12 protein-coding genes are annotated in these 17,682 nt (G+C 38.4%); 8 read left to right on the forward strand and 4 right to left on the reverse strand.

The window, feature by feature from the left end:
• Positions 1 to 45: 45 nt before the first annotated feature.
• Positions 46 to 2,211 carry a YheC/YheD family protein gene (locus I2483_RS00780; RefSeq protein ID WP_207173204.1) on the forward strand — a complete coding sequence of 722 codons (2,166 nt, stop codon included), beginning with the start codon at positions 46 to 48 and terminating at the stop codon, positions 2,209 to 2,211.
• Between the two features lie 163 nt (positions 2,212 to 2,374).
• On the opposite strand, the gene I2483_RS00785 is transcribed toward I2483_RS00780, so the two are convergent.
• Positions 2,375 to 3,598: an ATP-grasp domain-containing protein gene (locus I2483_RS00785; protein ID WP_255550004.1), complete on the reverse strand. Its 1,224-nt coding sequence runs from the start codon at positions 3,596 to 3,598 to the stop codon at positions 2,375 to 2,377.
• Positions 3,599 to 3,864: 266 nt separating this feature from the next.
• Here I2483_RS00785 and I2483_RS00790 point away from each other — a divergent pair, with 266 nt between their 5' ends.
• From I2483_RS00790 to I2483_RS00805, 4 genes are all read left to right on the forward strand, one after another.
• The gene (locus tag I2483_RS00790; RefSeq protein WP_207173206.1) at positions 3,865 to 5,244 is read left to right on the forward strand and encodes a Mur ligase family protein; all 1,380 of its coding nucleotides are present in this window, start codon (positions 3,865 to 3,867) and stop codon (positions 5,242 to 5,244) included.
• Positions 5,245 to 5,454: 210 nt separating this feature from the next.
• Complete coding sequence (locus I2483_RS00795; protein ID WP_207173207.1) at positions 5,455 to 5,904, forward strand: hypothetical protein; 450 nt, start codon at positions 5,455 to 5,457, stop codon at positions 5,902 to 5,904.
• 30 nt (positions 5,905 to 5,934) lie between these two features.
• Complete coding sequence (locus I2483_RS19585) at positions 5,935 to 7,248, forward strand: YheC/YheD family protein (protein ID WP_207173208.1); 1,314 nt, start codon at positions 5,935 to 5,937, stop codon at positions 7,246 to 7,248.
• Between the two features lie 163 nt (positions 7,249 to 7,411).
• Positions 7,412 to 8,800: a Mur ligase family protein gene (locus I2483_RS00805; RefSeq protein WP_207173209.1), complete on the forward strand. Its 1,389-nt coding sequence runs from the start codon at positions 7,412 to 7,414 to the stop codon at positions 8,798 to 8,800.
• Positions 8,801 to 8,864: 64 nt separating this feature from the next.
• Here the strand turns inward: I2483_RS00805 and I2483_RS00810 are convergent, their stop codons facing one another.
• From I2483_RS00810 to plsY, 3 genes are all read right to left on the reverse strand, one after another.
• Positions 8,865 to 10,214, reverse strand: a complete 1,350-nt coding sequence (locus I2483_RS00810; protein WP_207173210.1) for an NlpC/P60 family protein — start codon at positions 10,212 to 10,214, stop codon at positions 8,865 to 8,867.
• Between the two features lie 217 nt (positions 10,215 to 10,431).
• Positions 10,432 to 10,725: a HesB/YadR/YfhF family protein gene (locus I2483_RS00815; RefSeq protein ID WP_186670638.1), complete on the reverse strand. Its 294-nt coding sequence runs from the start codon at positions 10,723 to 10,725 to the stop codon at positions 10,432 to 10,434.
• Between the two features lie 37 nt (positions 10,726 to 10,762).
• Complete coding sequence (plsY, locus tag I2483_RS00820; RefSeq protein WP_186670346.1) at positions 10,763 to 11,365, reverse strand: glycerol-3-phosphate 1-O-acyltransferase PlsY; 603 nt, start codon at positions 11,363 to 11,365, stop codon at positions 10,763 to 10,765.
• 300 nt (positions 11,366 to 11,665) lie between these two features.
• Here plsY and parE point away from each other — a divergent pair, with 300 nt between their 5' ends.
• The 3 genes from parE to I2483_RS00835 all read left to right on the forward strand — a co-directional run bounded on the left by parE (position 11,666) and on the right by I2483_RS00835 (position 17,556).
• Positions 11,666 to 13,642, forward strand: a complete 1,977-nt coding sequence (gene parE / locus I2483_RS00825; protein ID WP_186670348.1) for a DNA topoisomerase IV subunit B — start codon at positions 11,666 to 11,668, stop codon at positions 13,640 to 13,642.
• A complete protein-coding gene (parC, locus tag I2483_RS00830) occupies positions 13,639 to 16,068 on the forward strand; it encodes a DNA topoisomerase IV subunit A (protein WP_207173211.1) in 2,430 nt (809 codons plus the stop codon). Before parE ends, parC begins: the two co-directional genes overlap by 4 nt.
• Before the next feature lie 267 nt (positions 16,069 to 16,335).
• Positions 16,336 to 17,556 (forward strand): MFS transporter, encoded by a 1,221-nt coding sequence (locus I2483_RS00835; protein ID WP_186670352.1) that lies wholly within the window; start codon positions 16,336 to 16,338, stop codon positions 17,554 to 17,556.
• Positions 17,557 to 17,682: the final 126 nt, after the last annotated feature.

Raw genomic sequence — 17,682 nt, forward strand, 5'->3', positions numbered from 1 at the left:
AATGTACTATAGTAGACCATAGAAAATAAAAAAGGAGGTTATTCATTGACATTGATAGGTATGTTACATCATCGAAAAGACCCCAAAACTGTAATAAAGGCTTATGCCTATGCAGTGGTGGCTAAAGCGGAAGGCGCTAGATTTTTCTATTTCTCCCCCGGAGAAGTGAATTTTGTGAACCGGTCAATAAGAGGACAAGTTTATGAAAATGGCCAATGGATAGAGCGAGTTATGAGCTTTCCAGACGTTATTTATAACGCAGGGAGTCCAGAAAAACTGGCGAAATCTAAAGAAATTATTCAAAAGCTGAAAAACGAGATCCCGTTCACCACTCATTCTATCGGGAATAAATGGAATGTTAATGAGAGGCTAAAGGAAGCAAAAGAATTCTCAAACTATCTAATTCCGACAGAGATTGTAAAAGACACTGAACATTTCTTTAAATTTATAGCTGCATTTGAAAAAGTAGTATTTAAACCAATTGATGGTAGAAAGGGTAAAGGTATCTTTTTCATTTCAAAAAACGTAACCGGTTTTCAAGTTAGAAAGGACTCAGCTAGTACTGATTATTCAAGGCTACAACTGAACGATTTGATAAAGTCGAAGCTCTCAACAGGAACATTTATTATTCAACCTTATATACAATCAGTGACTAAATCTGGGCAAGTGTTTGACTTCAGACTTCATGTTCAAAAAAATGGTGAAGGTAAATGGGTGATCACCACAATCTATCCACGAATTGCTCCAACTGGATCAATAATCGCAAACATTAACAATGGTGGATTCACTAATTATTTAAATCCATTTTTACAACAAGAATTTAAGGATGAAGCATTCAATATTAGACGAACTTTAGAGTATTTTTCCTTATCGTTAGCTAACCATTTGGATGAGCTTCAAATGTGTCAATTCGAGGAGGTCATTGATGAAATTGGAGTAGATATCGGATTGGACGAGAATAATAAAATCTGGATATATGAGGTGAATTGGAAACCAGGTTGCCCTCCTGCGTTTTATTTGGAGTTGGATGTAGTAATTAATTCAATTCAATATGCCATCTACCTGGCTAACAACCAAAAAGTAATATCTGAAAAAATAAAAACAGTAAAGAAAAAACACATTGAAAAACGAGAGGGAACTCCTATTATCGGCATAACTGGTAGTGCTGGTAAAACGACGACTAAAGCATTCCTTGCATCTATCTTGGCTAAAAAATGGAATGTTTTCGAGTCGAAGGATTACTGGAATACTACTGAGCATACGAAAAAACATGCTGCAGAAATACAACCCTCCCATCAAGCAGTTGTATTAGAGTATGGTATGGCTTACCCAGGTGTCATTACGGAACATTGCAGTATTATCAAGCCGAATATTAGCATTGTGACAAATATAGGAATGGCACATGTGGGGAATTTTGATGGAGATATAAGAAATATAGCTCATGCAAAATCTGAATTAATTCATGGTATGGATCAGGAAGGAATCCTAGTAATAAACAAGGATGATCCAAATTCAATGTATTTAGAGACTGAAAATTTCAAAGGAAAGATTGTCACAATTGGAGTGAAATCGGCCGCTGACTACAGAGCCTACGATGTTAACTATGTAGACAACGGAATGAACTTTAAGATGATGCTTCAAGGTCAAGAAATTTTGTTCTTCATACCTATTTTAGGGGAACATCATGTTTATAATGCACTAAACGCAATTGCTGTCGCAGATCAATTAGGCATTACACCATTAGAAATTAAATTGGGGCTGCTCTTTAGAAAACCACCAAGAAGATTGACGGTTTATAATTGCCGTGACAATATAACACTTCTTGATGATACTGTACACTCCCATCCAGAAGGAGTGAGGGCGGCAATCGATGTCCTTTCCAATATAGGAAAACACCGTAAAATAGCGATTATTGGCCAAATGAGAGAGTTAGGTGATTTACGAGAACAGGAATATCGAAAAGTTGGAGATTATATTTATGAGCAAGAAATCGATATTTTAATCACATATGGTTTTCGGACAGATGAAATTGGAACACAAGCAAAAGTTAAAGGATTGTCCGCTGAAAACGTTTATCATTTCACCAATAAAGATAAATTACATGAATTGTTATCAAGGATTATTGAAGAAGATGACACGATTTTGGTCAAAGGGGCTAGTAAAACAAATATGTTTGAAACAGTGAAATTTATAGATCAAACTTTTAGTTAACTAATCAAAACAACGGATAATTGCCACTGACCAACAGTGGTAATTATCCGTTGTTTTATTTAAGAGATTAAGATAAGTCCTTTAAGAAATATAATGAGCCCCGGTACAATTCCGGGGTCCATGGTAATGGCTACGACAAAATCTTTTCTGATCTTCATAGTAATTAGGTTTCCTTTGTTAGATGAAACCTAATTTCGTTTGCAGCATTTTGTGCAAACATTTTCGCTTCGTCCATACTGGCCCCTGTCGCAATTACATAGGCATATCTATGACCCATCGACAGTGGAGGAATTAAATTGGTTCCTTTCCTAGGCTTCACGTAAACTTCAATCACCCCAGGGGATTTCCTAGCCCTTCTCTTCCCGGTGATTTTTTCTAACGTCCCCTTTTTCGAAACGATGAGATACTGGGTAAATGCGTAATTCATACAATTTGGTTCTATACAAGGGCTTTCCCCTAAGTATAATTTAAGCGTTTCTTTTACTAAATTAAAACCAAATGCAGCTTGAATCATTTTATTCATGGCACCACCAGATATTCTCGGGTTAATTTCAATTAGTTTCCAACCATTGGATGAAAGTCGTAATTCAAGGTGAAGAGCACCGTTCTTGATTCCAAGTTGTGAGATGACAGAATGTAGGACATCTTCAACCCCTGCTTTTATATCAGATGGAACATCCGCAAGCACCGCATAGCCCGTAATAATAAATCTTTTCCCCTGAGTGATCTCTTGTTTAACAACTCCAGCAATCTGAACTTTATTGTTATATACGAGAGCCTCGACTAAATATTGGTCACCTTCAATATATTCTTCAATAATAATGGCTTCATCTGGGTCCTTTTCCTGTAATCTTAATGTATGTTTCTCTAACTCCGTTTTATCTCCTGCTTGCAGCACATCTTTCGACCCCGATGATTTTGGGGACTTAACTATTACCGGAAAATCCAGCTTCGCGTTTATTGTTTCGAAAGGTAGCGTTTCATTTGGTTTGATAACATAGAATTTAGGGGTATAAGGCTGATTCTTAAGAAAAACCCTTGTTTTCTCTTTATTCTCCATTATTTCAATGGCTTTAGATGAAGTGTAATTATTACAAAATTCATCACAAAGTGTTGCTGCTATATGAACATTTGAATCGATAAAACTAACAATGGTCTTGATTTCCTTCCCTTTTAATTTTAGTTGATTTACTTCTTTTTTCATATCGGAAATATTATTCGTATCTATAAATACCATTTCATGAATTTCTGTGTACTCTTCCCTCTGCTGCAATTGCTTTTCATTATTTGTGAAAACAACCGTAAAGTACCCCATTTGTTCTGCGGCTTTTATTGCATCTCTACTTGATCCGGATTTATTTGTACCTATAAAGATAATCGTTTTCAAATTGTCCACCCCCTAAAATAAACTTCATTTATGACAACTCCTATATGTATATGAAATAATCCGCCTTCTGTATGGATATGTATCATGGAAGAATGTAAATAATGGTATTTTTCAACTGTTAGATTTATTGACAATTCATATTTTTGTATTTTTTCGGTTCCAGCAGTTTACTTATTACTATAAATGGATAAAGGAAGGTTAAATGTACAAGCAAAATTTAGTTTAGTCACATATGATGTCAAAAGGGAAAGGAGTGAAATAACACAATGAAACCACTCTCAGTTAGGCAGATAAGAACAACACTTGTCGGCGAATTGATTCAAGGATCTGACAATCTGATTGTTCATTATGGTGCTTATAGACTAAAACAAGTGAAGGAGAAAAATACAATTCTTTTTTCAAAGCAGAAAATTGTTGATTGGGGAGGTCTAAAAAAGTTTTTCCCATTGGTACTGGTAACACATCAAAATTATAGCCAAAATGAACAATTAGAAAATTTAACTGTAATAAAAGTAACTGATACGGAAGAAGCATATTGGAAGTTTGTTACTTACTACCGTGGCCTGTTTCAAATTCCTGTTGTAGCCATCACAGGGACTTCCGGAAAAACAACTACAAAAGACATGATCAGGCACATTCTTTCGGCAGATAAAAGAATTGCATTTACAAACAGTAGTAATAATTCACGAACCGCTCATTTGCATTACCTTCTTAACATTGATGAAGACACTGAAGCGGCAGTTTTTGAGTCAGCCGTTGGTGCACCTGGGGATGTACTAAATGCAGGGAAATATTTCAAACCTACAATTGGGATTATTACGAACATAGGAGCACATCATTTAAATTATTGTAGAACGTTGGAAGGGTACATTCATGCGAAAGGTGAAATGTGTGCAGCACTGGGACAGAAAGGTGTGTTGATTATTAATGCAGATGATCATAATAGTAGAAAACTCGACTTAGAAAGTTATAATGGCCGGATCATAAAAGTTGGAATCAATTCTTCGAGCGACTTTAAAGCCACCGATATTAAGTTCTGTAAAGACGGAATGCAATTTAATGTCCAACATATGCAGAAATGTTACCCAATGACTGTACAGGGAGTTGGTGAGCATCAAGTTTATAATGCGCTTGCCGCTGTTGCAGCTGTTCATGAATTGGGAATTAATATTTCAGAAGTCGCCAATCGATTAAAAACGTTCCGAAATTTAGATAAACATCTTCAGATGTATGAAGGAATGAATGGTTCTACCGTTCTCGATGACACATGGAGTATGACAACAACTTCATTGGAAGCAGCCCTAAAAGTATTAAATGAGATTGGACAAGGTAAAAAAAGAGTGGCTATTTTAGGTACCATAACTGATTTGGGATCTTGGGGTTTCATTATTCACGAACAGGCAGGTGAACTCATAAGTCAGATAGGAGTGGATGTTCTCATTACTATTGGTGAGCATTCACGCATAATGGCTGACCACGTAGTTAGAAGTGGCCATAATGCACAGGTACATACCTTTAATAATAGTATCCTCGTTTATGATCTTTTAAAAAAGATCGTCGACGAAAATACAATTATCCTTATTAAAGGAGATATGTACAGCCGACCAATTATCGAATTGGCAGTTAAATTACGGAAGAAGAAGTAGCCTCCCGTTAAAACAAGAGTGTTTTAAAGGGAGTTTTTTGTATCTACTGAAATCTACAATATTTTTAATTCGAAAATGGATCTAATTCACCGAATTAAAGTATAAGTTAATAATTATTTCACATAAATGGATTATACATGGACAAACACCGAGCCATTTCCCAATTTTCATTAATATAATATAGTATTCTAATAGAAAGGGGGAAAATGAATGGGTATCCTTTGCCCTTGTGGCGTCTCTGTTAATGCATGTTCGAAAAACAATAATGTTGAATTTATTAGCAAATGTAAAATGAGAAGAGGTAACATTACTTATTTGGCTAATGTTTGTGTCACAACTCTCAACAAATCGACTCTTTCCTTGGAGTTCGTAGACACGAAAAGGCCGTGTTCAAACAACTTCTTATTTACTGCAAATGCAATTACTTCTATTGTCTGTAAGAAAGATGGGCAAAACTGTGTGGTTACTGTTGAAGGTACTGGTCTAGTGAACGGAAGACAGTATTCATTTAAAGCTGTGTTTAGAGATCAAGTTGCTCCAGCAGCGAATGATATTGTACAAAGTTTTGTAATAAAAGGTTTCTTTGACCAAAATGGTGCTGTATGTGTACCACAAGGTTCTATCGTTGCATTAGGCTGTCAAGAATTGTCATGGCATTAGGGGGTTGAATAGGTAAGGGAGGTGCGAACTGTGAAGGCCAGTAGCGGTCGATTAAGTCAGTATTTACTTCTAAATTCTGAGGAAAACCTATCTAATTATCTAGTAGAAACAGAACTATTTTCGGAGGCATCATTATATGATTGTCTAAAAAAATACAAGACGATTGTCATTAAGCCAGTTTTTGGTCCTGGTGAGACTTATATTTACACTGAAAATAACATGTTTAGGATCGTTTCAATGATGGATTCAATTACATGTCCTGATAAAGAAGCGGTATATCAGCATTTAGTGCATAAAGAAATAAATCAGAAATATTATGTAATTAAGCCGATAAAAATGAATCGAAGGTATTCTCAGAACAATTGTCATTTTTTTGTTACTGTTCACCGAAAGTCAACTTTACTTGATTGGCATTTGATAGTTACTACAGAAAAAAATAATTCAATAAGAGGAAGAGGTATATATAGGTATTTCCGACAAAAGATAGTGAACTTATCTTTGTTAGTCGCGAAAAAGCTTGGGGAATCTTTTCCAACATGTAATACGATTGTGATTGAAATCGTATATGACATGAAAGAGGGGATCTGGATCCACGATACAATGTTGCACTTATCCAGCAGTAAATGGAGCCAACACCTTGTATTTATCACAAATCGTCCACTTGAGTCCTATGTTCCACATACTGATTTATGCACTAAAGTTTCTTTTAAAAGTTTTCTTAGTAGATATAATGAAGTAATCATTAAACCATGTTACGGACAAGAAGGTTTAGGAATTGTACAAATTACCTCTAATTATGATCATTCATATGAAATTCACTCAGGAATAAGGAAGTTTAGGCTAGCGAACCTTGAAGAAACCTATCATTTTATCAAAGAAAATTATCTTTATAAAAAAGATTATGTTATTCAAGAAAGATTACCGTTAGCAACGATAAATGACTGTCCAATCGATTGTAGGGTCATTGTGCAAAAGATTGATTCGACTTGGAGATCTACTGGAAAGATCGTTAAGGTTGCAGGTGAGGGTTTCTTCATTACAAATGCAGCACAGGATCTATTATCATTAGAGACCGCTATTCAAAACTCAAACATGTCACATATTAATATCAATTTACTTGAAGATGAAATTGATGAGATTTGCACCTCTGCTGCCAAACAGATGGAAGAAAACAGATCAGGGATAAAGATAATCGGCTTTGACATTGGCATTACTGACCTGGGCGATATATGGATTATTGAAGGAAATCACACCCCTGACCTCTCTATGTTCTATATGCTGGAAGACAAAAGTATTTACATGAATATATTGAAAAGCAAAAGAAATATGACGACCGATTCATAGGTCATAATAAAGCGTAACTACAATCAATGGCTGTTTATTTTATCCCAAACACGATGTAAACGGCCATTAAGATTGGAGAATTGCAAATTACTAATTACGATTTAATACCCGTACATTAGAAATTTGCATTTCATACTTTAGTTTGGAGAAAGGAGGAATAATATTGAAATCTTTACTAGTAGGAGACATTCGAAAATTACTTCAGGGTCAATTAATTAGTGGTTCGGAAGATTGGAAGGTAAGTGATGCCATTTATTATAAACGTCACGATCTTATCGAGAAGCATACTCTTATGTTTGTTAGCAGAAGCGATTCTGTAAACTGGAATGAAATTAATCATAAAGGCCCTTCTCTAGTGATTTCAGATAAGCCAACATCAGAACTGAAAATGGCTCTGCCAAATACGACTGTAATAAAAGTGGCTAGTCTTGTCCAATCATACTGGAAATTTATCAAGTATTATCGCGGTCTTTTTACAATCCCTGTCGTTACGATAACGGGAACTTGCGGTAAAACAACAACGAAAGATATGATAAAACATATTTTAAGTAAGGATCATAATGTCCAAGCTTCAATTAGCAGTAAAAATGAACCGAGAAGGTCATTACCTTATTTGGTGGGAATTGATGAAAAAACAGATATTGCGGTTTTTGAACATGGACTGGGGAATACGGGTAATATTAAACATCAGTGCATGATTTATCAGCCTACGATTGGAATCATTACAAATATCGGTGTTCATCATTTAGATGGATGTAAAAACCTCCAAGGATATATTAGTGCTAAAGCGGAAATAGTGGATGGAATAAAGAAAGATGGCACGTTAATCTTAAATGCAGATGACGAAAACACAAAAAAGGTTCCTATACTTTCATTCAAAGGAAAGATCATCTATTTTGGAGTTGATATGCGGTCAGACTTTAGAGCATCCAATATCAAATTTGCTAATCTTGGAATGGATTTTCTACTCCACTATAATAAAATAACGTATGAAGCTTTTATACCCGGATACGGCGAACACCAGGTGTATAACGCACTTGCTGCGCTAGCGGCTGTAAACGAGATGGGGATGGATTTAAAGGAAGCAATTTCTCGTCTAGCAACTTATGAAAACATGACTAGACATTTGGAGTTTTCACATGGGGTAGGTGGGAGTACAATTATAGATGATACTTGGACAAATAACCCGACTTCTGTAGAAGCTGCATTAAAGGTCCTTGATTCAATTGGAAAGGGCAAAAATGTCATTCTTGTTTTGGGTGATATAAATAGATTGGGAAACTTCGAAAAAAAGTATCATTGTGAAATTGGCAGTATGGTTGCTAAAAGAAATATTCACACCTTAATTACGATTGGAAGTAAGGCAGAAGAAATAGCAAGACAAGCCCTTCGAGACGGAAGTAAGGCAAATATCCATATATTCAATGAGGTCAAAGGGCTTAAAGATATTTTAGCCCCCGTACTTGACAGTGATGCGATTATTCTTATAAAAGGACCAATGTCAAGTCGATCCATGATTGAGTTTGCGAACAGTTTAAAAGCGAAGAAGTGAAAATATAAAAAGAAGCATTCGACCACAATTGTGATGAATGCTTCGCTGTTATCTTATAAAACAATTAAAGTCCACGACGTGCTGAAACATAGTTTTTCTTAGCCCAATCGGAGTTCAGACTTTCTTTCAAAATAGAACCCGAAGTAGAAAGAGAAACAAATTGATTTCCTCCTATGTAAATACCAGTTTGTTTAATGTTGGTCCCTTTATTATCCGTTGAAAAGAGAATAAGATCACCCTTTTGCAGGTTGGCTTTCTGAACGGCAATGCCAATTTTCGCCTGTTGGCTTGCCAATTTACTTTTCAAATCAATGCCTTGATTTTTATATACATAATACGTAAAGCCAGCACTTGTAAATGTTAACGACTTCTCATCATAAACGTATCCAAATTTGACTTTACTCGTCAGACTTGTCGCAAAAACTACGAGTTTATCAGCTGAAGTAGCACTTACAGTAGGAGGCACGACAACCGGTGCACTCTTTTCTGTGAAAACACGTTTTGCTGTTAAAAAACGCTGATCGTAATAGTCAACGAAGAGAACCCTAGTTAGAATTCCATTTGAATTAGGAATAACAATTCTGTGATCACCTGCGTAAATCCCAACAAAACCCGGTGTACTTGATCCAATTGCATTGCTAAAGAATATCAAGTCGCCTTTCTTTAAGTTTGCTCGTGAGACTGTTGCCCCTTGATTCATTTGTTCTTTAATAGTAGTTGAACCTATAGAAACGCCATTTTTTTTATAAACATAGTTTACAAAGCCGGTACCTGTAAACTTCATCGCTTTTTCATCATTAACATTGCCCATTGTAACTTTATTCATTAAATTGTAAGACAGTTCAACAATGTTATCCCCTTTTGTTGCTGGATTTGAAGGGAGTAAACTTGGTAGGACCCGTCTAGCTGATACGTAATTGTCTTTATAATATGGCTTGCTGTCTAAATCCGAAATCACAATATTTTGTTTTGAGTCGGCCATATGAATTACTTTATTGTCGCCAATATACATAGCGACATGATCTGGGACGTTGCTTGTATTTTTACTATTAAAGAAAAGTAGATCACCTTTTTGTAATTGATTCCTTGCTACGTAAGTTCCTTGTTGCATCATATAATCTTCATTATACGTAGCAAGATCTACTCCGTTCTCTCCGAAAATATACATAAGGAAAGTCGCACATGAAAATTTGTAAGGGGAAGTAGGTTTGTACTCTGAATTACTGTAAGTAGCCTTCCCGATTAAACTCCTACCAGTTTGAATTAATTGATCAGCCTTTGCTTCCACGGCCAATTGATTATTCTGAGTAATTGTAGTTGCTGCTAAGACCCTACCTTGATCTGGGGAAGGTACCCCAAAGAAACTTAAACTTACAATGACTAGTAATGTAGCTATAACCAAACGTTTTTTCATAAGTTACCTCCTGAAATCTATTATTTTTAGAGCTTGCAATTGATACTAACATATAAAAGTAGCGGGACTTCTAGGGAAATATTTCCACAGCGTGCACTTGTATATCCCCACCCCTTGCGACCAATGGGTTACATAAGGAACATTACAATTTGATTACAAGGAAATCCTGATGCGATGCGAATGTTCAAAAAAAAAAAAGCGTGAGGCAAATTCACCTTCACGCTTTTTCGTATGAATAACTAAGTTCAGCTAGTTTTGGATCTACATTAACATGTAAATTATGATCAAGGAAATACCATTTATCTCGGCTCTCAACATAATAACGAACGCTGTCATGCTCCGTTTCAATGGCTACTTCATCCGGTTGCTCTTTCGTTACACCAAGTGAAAAGCCAGCCTGTATCGAACTAGACCCGCCATATCTTGCAAAAAAGCGGATAGCGTCACCAGGTACAGCTTCCATCTCCTCTTTAAACCACAAAAGCGCTTCTTTCGACAAAATAATCTCTATTGGAAACACCAGCCTTTCCGTTGCTACTTCCATTGTATTATAACCACTTCACTTTTGGCTCGGTTCCTGCTTTGATACGACCTATATTTGCCCGGTGACGATAGAAGATAAAGGCACCAAATAGACCAATCATCACCATCAGATAAATATCGCCTGTTCGGAAGTAAAAATAGATACTATATAAAAATCCAACTACAGATACAATCATTGACGATAAGCTCACCATTTTTGTCACTTTTAAAGCGATGAAAAATGTAAGAAGCACAATGATGAAAACTGGCCATTCATAAGCAAGCAACACACCTCCCGATGTCGCAACAGCTTTGCCACCTTTGAAATGAGCGAAGACGGGATACATATGCCCAACTACGGCAAGTATTCCAGGGATAAGCGGATGAACAGTAACACTGTCGAAAATAGGTAAGAGTGGTAACAGGGCAGCTGCCGTTCCTTTTAAAATATCAAGAATGGTGACAGTAAGTCCCGCTGTTTTTCCAAGTACACGGAAGGTATTCGTGCCGCCTAGATTGCCACTACCATGTTGTCGGATGTCCGTCTTGTAAAAAAGTTTCCCAACCCAGAGTGCAGATGGGATTGAGCCAATTAAATAAGCAATCAGTAAAAGTATGATAAGTTCCATTGACGTACCCCTTTTTTAATTTGTCTATGTATAGACCTAGTTTAGCAGAACCGCGAAGTTGCGACAATGGGCTTCAAGTAGAGAATGGGTGAATCAAGTTAAACAGTTAGCACTTGATTTCTAATTTTTGAACCACTAACAGCTGATTTCCGACACCAACAATTTCCTGTCTTCGTTGCAATAAAAGGCCATCTTCTATACAATTAATTGAGCAAGCTTCCGAAAACGTTGATTTGACAAGCTTTAAAGGAAGCGGTACGATCATATAATAGAGAACATTTGTTTGATGGAGGTTGCACTTTGACGAAAAACGTAGATAATTATACGTATAATGATGATTCGATACAAATACTTGAAGGCCTCGATGCGGTACGAAAAAGACCTGGTATGTACATTGGGTCAACGGATTCCCGCGGACTTCACCACCTCGTCTATGAGATTGTTGATAATGCGGTAGATGAGGCGCTAGCGGGTTTTGGTAATGAAGTGGACGTTACACTTCATACAGACGGTAGCGTCAGTGTGCGGGACTACGGGCGGGGTATGCCTACGGGAATTCACCAGTCTGGTAAACCAACAGCGGAAGTTATCCTGACTGTTCTTCATGCGGGCGGCAAGTTCGGACAAGGCGGATACAAAACAAGTGGCGGACTTCACGGAGTTGGCGCATCTGTTGTAAACGCACTATCAGAAAAACTGGAAGTAACGATTTTTCGTGACGGCAAAAAATTCTGCCAACGCTTCGAAAATGGTGGTAAGCCAGCTACGACACTTGAACAAATTGGAACAACACGTGAAAAAGGGACGCTCATTCATTTTAAACCGGATGCGACGATCTTCTCGACGTTAAAATATCATTATGAAACGATTAGTGAACGGTTAAGGGAGTCTGCTTTCCTGTTAAAAGGCTTAAAAATCGAGCTAAAAGAAGAAGGAACGGACAAGCATGAAATCTTTCAATACGAAACGGGCATTGAAGCCTTTATCTCTTATCTGAATGAAGAGAAGGACGTCTTACATGAAGTAGCTTACTTGGAGGGCGAATCAGAAGGAATAGAAGTTGAGTTTGCTTTTCAATTCAGTGACGGTTACTCAGAAACGATTTTATCATTCGTGAATAACGTCAGGACAAAAGACGGCGGAACACATGAAACTGGCGCTAAAACCGGTATGACGCGTGTGTTTAATGAATATGCAAGAAAAGCCGGTTTATTGAAAGAGAAAGATAAAAACCTTGAAGGTGCGGACATCCGTGAAGGGATTTCGGCAATCGTATCGGTCCGTATTCCTGAAGAGATTCTGCAATTTGAGGGACAAACCAAAGGCAAACTTGGGACAAGCGAAGCTAGGGGCGTAACCGATTCAATCGTATCCCAAAAGCTTTTGTATTTCCTTGAAGAGAATGCGGATTTAAGTGCCTCACTCGTTAGAAAAGCAATTCGGGCACATCAGGCACGTGAGGCGGCTCGAAAAGCACGTGAAGATGCACGTTCAGGTAAAAAAAGAAAAAGATCCGACACACTACTATCTGGTAAACTAACGCCTGCACAATCTAGAAACGCTGCGAAAAACGAACTATACCTTGTCGAAGGTGACTCTGCCGGCGGCTCTGCAAAACAAGGGCGAGACCGTGTGTTCCAGGCAATTCTTCCACTACGAGGGAAAGTACTCAATACTGAAAAAGCAAAACTCGAGGATATCATGAAGAATGAAGAAATCAATATGATTATTCATGCAATCGGGGGCGGGGTAGGCTCTGACTTCCAAGTCGCAGACATCGCTTACGATAAAGTAATCATCATGACGGATGCGGATACGGACGGAGCACATATTCAAGTGTTGTTGTTGACGTTCTTCTACCGTTACATGAAACCGCTAATTGAAGCAGGAAAAGTATATATCGCATTGCCGCCTCTTTACAAAGTGTTTAAAGGGACAGGGAAGAGCGAAAAATTTGCATATGCATGGACTGAAGGCACCGAACTTAATAAAGCGATAGAGAAAGTCGGCAAAGGGTATATGCTTCAACGCTACAAAGGGCTTGGAGAAATGAATGCAGACCAGTTATGGGAAACGACTATGGATCCTGAAACGCGCACTTTGATCCGTGTAACGATTGAAGACAGCGCTATAGTTGAACGTCGAGTTACGACACTGATGGGTGATAAGGTAGAGCCAAGACGACGTTGGATTGAAGAGAACGTCGATTTCGGTACGCAGGAAGTGCATAATATTTTGGACAACGAATTTTTGCACGTTGAGGGGGATTTTAAATGACACAATCGGAAAGCTACCAAGACCTTCCCCTGGAAGAAGTGATAGGTGACCGGTTTGGACGATATAGTAAGTACATCATCCAGGACCGGGCATTGCCTGACGCACGCGATGGCTTAAAACCCGTTCAGCGGCGTATTTTGTATGCGATGTTCCACGAAGGTAATACACATGAGAAAGCATTCCGTAAATCCGCAAAAACAGTCGGTAATGTCATCGGGAATTATCATCCACATGGTGACACATCCGTCTACGAAGCCATGGTACGGATGAGCCAAGATTGGAAACTGCGTCATATGCTAGTTGAAATGCAAGGAAATAACGGTTCTGTCGATGGAGACTCGGCTGCTGCAATGCGGTATACAGAAGCACGTCTTTCCACAATAGCAGGACAAATGCTACGCGACCTGGGTAAAAATACAGTCGATTTCATACCAAACTTCGATGATACTGAACCTGAACCAACTGTTTTACCCGCAAGGTATCCAAACTTGCTCGTCAACGGATCGACAGGTATTTCTGCAGGCTATGCGACCGATATCCCACCACATGCGCTTCATGAAGTACTTGACGCGGTCCTAATGCGGATGGACAAACCGGACGCTACGGTCGATGAATTGATGACAGTTATAAAAGGACCTGATTTTCCGACTGGCGGTACTATCCAAGGTACAAGCGGTATTAAAACAGCCTACGAGACCGGAAAAGGACGTTTCATCATCAGGTCGAAGTCGTTCATCGAGCCCTTAAAAGGTGGTAAATCGCAAATCGTTGTGACGGAAATCCCTTATGATGTTAACAAAGCGAATATGGTGAGGAAGATGGATGAGCTTCGTCATGACCGAAAACTAGATGGTATCGCAGACGTCAGAGACGAATCGGATCGTACAGGTCTTCGTGTTGTCATCGAACTAAAAAAAGACGTCGACGGTAATGCTATTTTACAATACCTACTTAAAAATACAGACTTGCAAGTGACATATAACTTCAACATGATTGCCATCTCCGGACGCAGGCCGACATTAATGTCGCTACCAATGCTGCTTGATGCGTATATTGGCCATCAGAAAGAAGTCGTCACACGTAGATCCCAATACGATATCCAAAAAGCGCAAGACCGGCTCCATATCGTCGAAGGACTTATGAAAGCTTTATCGATTTTGGATGAAGTGATCAAAGCGATTCGTGCATCAAAAGACAAACGTGATGCTAAAAATAACATCATCTCGAAATTCAAATTCTCCGAAATACAAGCTGAAGCAATCGTTTCACTACAGCTTTATAGACTGACGAATACGGATATTACTGAACTACAGCAAGAAGATGCTGAACTTCGGAAACTAATTGAACAGCTTGATGCCATTTTGAAAAGCGATAAAAAGCTTTCTGCAGTTATTAAAAAAGAGCTTCTTGACATCCGTAAACAATTTGCAGAACCAAGACGCTCTGTTATCGAGGAAAAAATCGAAGAAATTAAAGTCGATCTTGATATCCTTGTACCAAGTGAAGAAGTGATTGTATCAGTTACAAAAGATGGTTATGTGAAACGCACAAGCGTCCGCTCACACAGCGCATCAAATGGCATGGGTCAGGAAATGAAAGAATCCGATTATACGCTGTTAGAAGCACCAATGAATACACAGCATCACTTATTGCTGTTCACGTCTGCGGGGAACTACCTCTATCAGCCGATTCATGAACTGCCAGATATCAGGTGGAAAGATCTTGGGCAACATATCTCAAGCATCATTCCACTTGGACAGAATGAAACGATTGTGGCGGCAATCGGTCTTGAGAACTTCGATGAAGATGCGTTAATCGTCACAGCATCGAAAAATGGCTTAATCAAACAATCAAAACTGGCCGATTTTAAAGTCCAACGCTATTCAAGATTGTTTAAAGCGATGGGTGTAAAAAAGGACGATGCAATGATTGACGCTAGGCTTGTCAAAGGGGACGAAGACGTTATCCTCTTCACGCAGATGGCCTATGCGCTTCGCTTCCCACTTTCTGAGTTGTCAGTGACGGGCATAAGGACTGCCGGTGTACGGGGCATTAACTTAAAGGACGATGACCAACTCGTTGCAATGGCAATTCATGCAGATGACGGAGCTTCCGTTTTAATCGCGACACAGCGAGGTAGCGTGAAAAGAATGGGCTTAAAAGAGCTCGAAAGTGCTTCCAGGGCGCAACGAGGTAACGTGGTACTGAAGGAGCTTAAGTCAAATCCATATCGTGTTATCGGGGCGTTACTGGTGAAAAATGATGAAATTATTGTTTTAGCCACAGAAAAGGGAAGTAAAATCCCTATCTTGGCAGGATCATTGCGACCAGTTGACCGTTCTTCAAACGGTAGTAGCTTAGCCGATGAGAAAAAAGATGGTAGCATAACACATATCTATAAGGATCCGAAAGCTGAAATAGAATAAATAACTTTAAAAGTCATGGGAGTATCCTCCCATGACTTTTAATTTCTTATAACCTATAATAGTTCGATAAGCGAAGTATCTTGTATGTTCAAAGAGAACTTGTACTAGATTGGATGAATGATTGATTCCATTGAATAACGTTTCGGCTCCCCCTGTAAGGCGCCTGCGCTAGTTTATATTCAATACTTCAACCTGTATAGAATACTGCAAATCCTATAAAAGTATGGACTTTTTGAGTAATTATTACTAATAGAACGGGGATAGGGTATGTGGAAAAATAGGAACATTTGGATCATTTTAACTGGGGAAATGATTGCCGGCTTAGGATTATGGACGGGAATAATCGGAAATCTTGAGTTTATGCAAGAAAAGATCCCATCCGATTTCGTTAAAGCATTAATAATGTCAGCAGGGCTTCTTGCTGGAATCATTGCGGGACCGCTAGCTGGTAAAATCATTGATCAATCAAGGAAAAAAACCGTACTCCTAATATCAGGGGCAGGGCGTATGCTCAGTGTTATCTTTATGCTAATTGCAATATCAACAGGTTCTATTTGGTGGATGGTTGCATTCATGGTTAGCATTCAACTCTCTGCAACATTCTACTTTCCCGCACTGCAGGCTACCATTCCGCTTGTCGTCAAGGATGATGATTTATTGGCGATGAATGGGTGGCATATGAATGTCGCAACGATCTCACGTGTGCTTGGTACGGCTTTAGCGGGCATTATGCTCGTCTACTGGTCGCTTATGTCGCTCTACTGGATATCAATGATAGCTTACGGTGCACTATTACTATTTACAATGATGTTGCGCATCGATGAGGGAGAGACAAGAGAGGCCAAAGTGAAATCTGTGGGTAACAAGGGTGGATTCATGGAAGTTTTTCCTGTCTTGAAAGCATATCCGGCTGTCGGCATGACACTCATTATGACGCTTATTCCATTGCTATTCATCGGATCATTCAACCTAATTGTCATTAATATTAGTGAAATCCAAGATTCCGCTTCGATTAAAGGACTTATTTATACATTTGAAGGGCTAGCATTCATGGTCGGAACAGTGGCCGTGAAATATATTGCAAAGAATTGGCGAACAACGACGATTTTATTTTCTTTCGCAAGTATGGTTGCAGTAGCAGAATTCATGCTCTATTTTGCTGAAAGTACAGCTATTACGTTAAGTGCTTTTGCAGTTTTAGGTTTTTCACTAGGCTGTTTTTTCCCAACAGCAATGGTCATTTTTCAGAAACAGATGCCGAAAGAGTACCATGGCCGATTCTTCTCGTTCCGCAATATGTTAGAACGGGTCATGTTCCAGGTCGTTTTACTGACAGCAGGTGCATTTCTCGATATTATCGGATTGCAGTCGATGGTTATCATTTTCGGATTGATCAGTTTAAGCATGACAGCAGTTTTCTTTGTTCAGATGAAAAAAAGAAATATCATATTGGAACAACCCAAACAAGCCGCCGCAAAAAGTATTTAACTTTTTGCGGTTTTTTCTATACATAATATAAAAAACCGAACTTTCCAAGTTGGAAGTTCGCCCGCATATAATCAATGGATTTTAATGTATCTAGCAATAATTTTTCAAGTAAATCTTCACTTATTA

Origin of the sequence: Sporosarcina sp. E16_3, assembly GCF_017347125.1 — a bacterium.
Lineage (GTDB): Bacteria > Bacillota > Bacilli > Bacillales_A > Planococcaceae > Sporosarcina.

Bases quoted from the DNA above. Each gene is read 5' to 3' on its own strand.
- I2483_RS00790 (WP_207173206.1), top strand. From the start codon at position 3,865: ATGAAACCACTCTCAGTTAGGCAGATAAGAACAACACTTGTCGGCGAA.
- I2483_RS00810 (WP_207173210.1), bottom strand. From the start codon at position 10,214: ATGAAAAAACGTTTGGTTATAGCTACATTACTAGTCATTGTAAGTTTA.
- parC (WP_207173211.1), top strand. From the start codon at position 13,639: ATGACACAATCGGAAAGCTACCAAGACCTTCCCCTGGAAGAAGTGATA.
- I2483_RS00835 (WP_186670352.1), top strand. From the start codon at position 16,336: ATGTGGAAAAATAGGAACATTTGGATCATTTTAACTGGGGAAATGATT.
- plsY (WP_186670346.1), bottom strand. From the start codon at position 11,365: ATGGAACTTATCATACTTTTACTGATTGCTTATTTAATTGGCTCAATC.
- I2483_RS00795 (WP_207173207.1), top strand. From the start codon at position 5,455: ATGGGTATCCTTTGCCCTTGTGGCGTCTCTGTTAATGCATGTTCGAAA.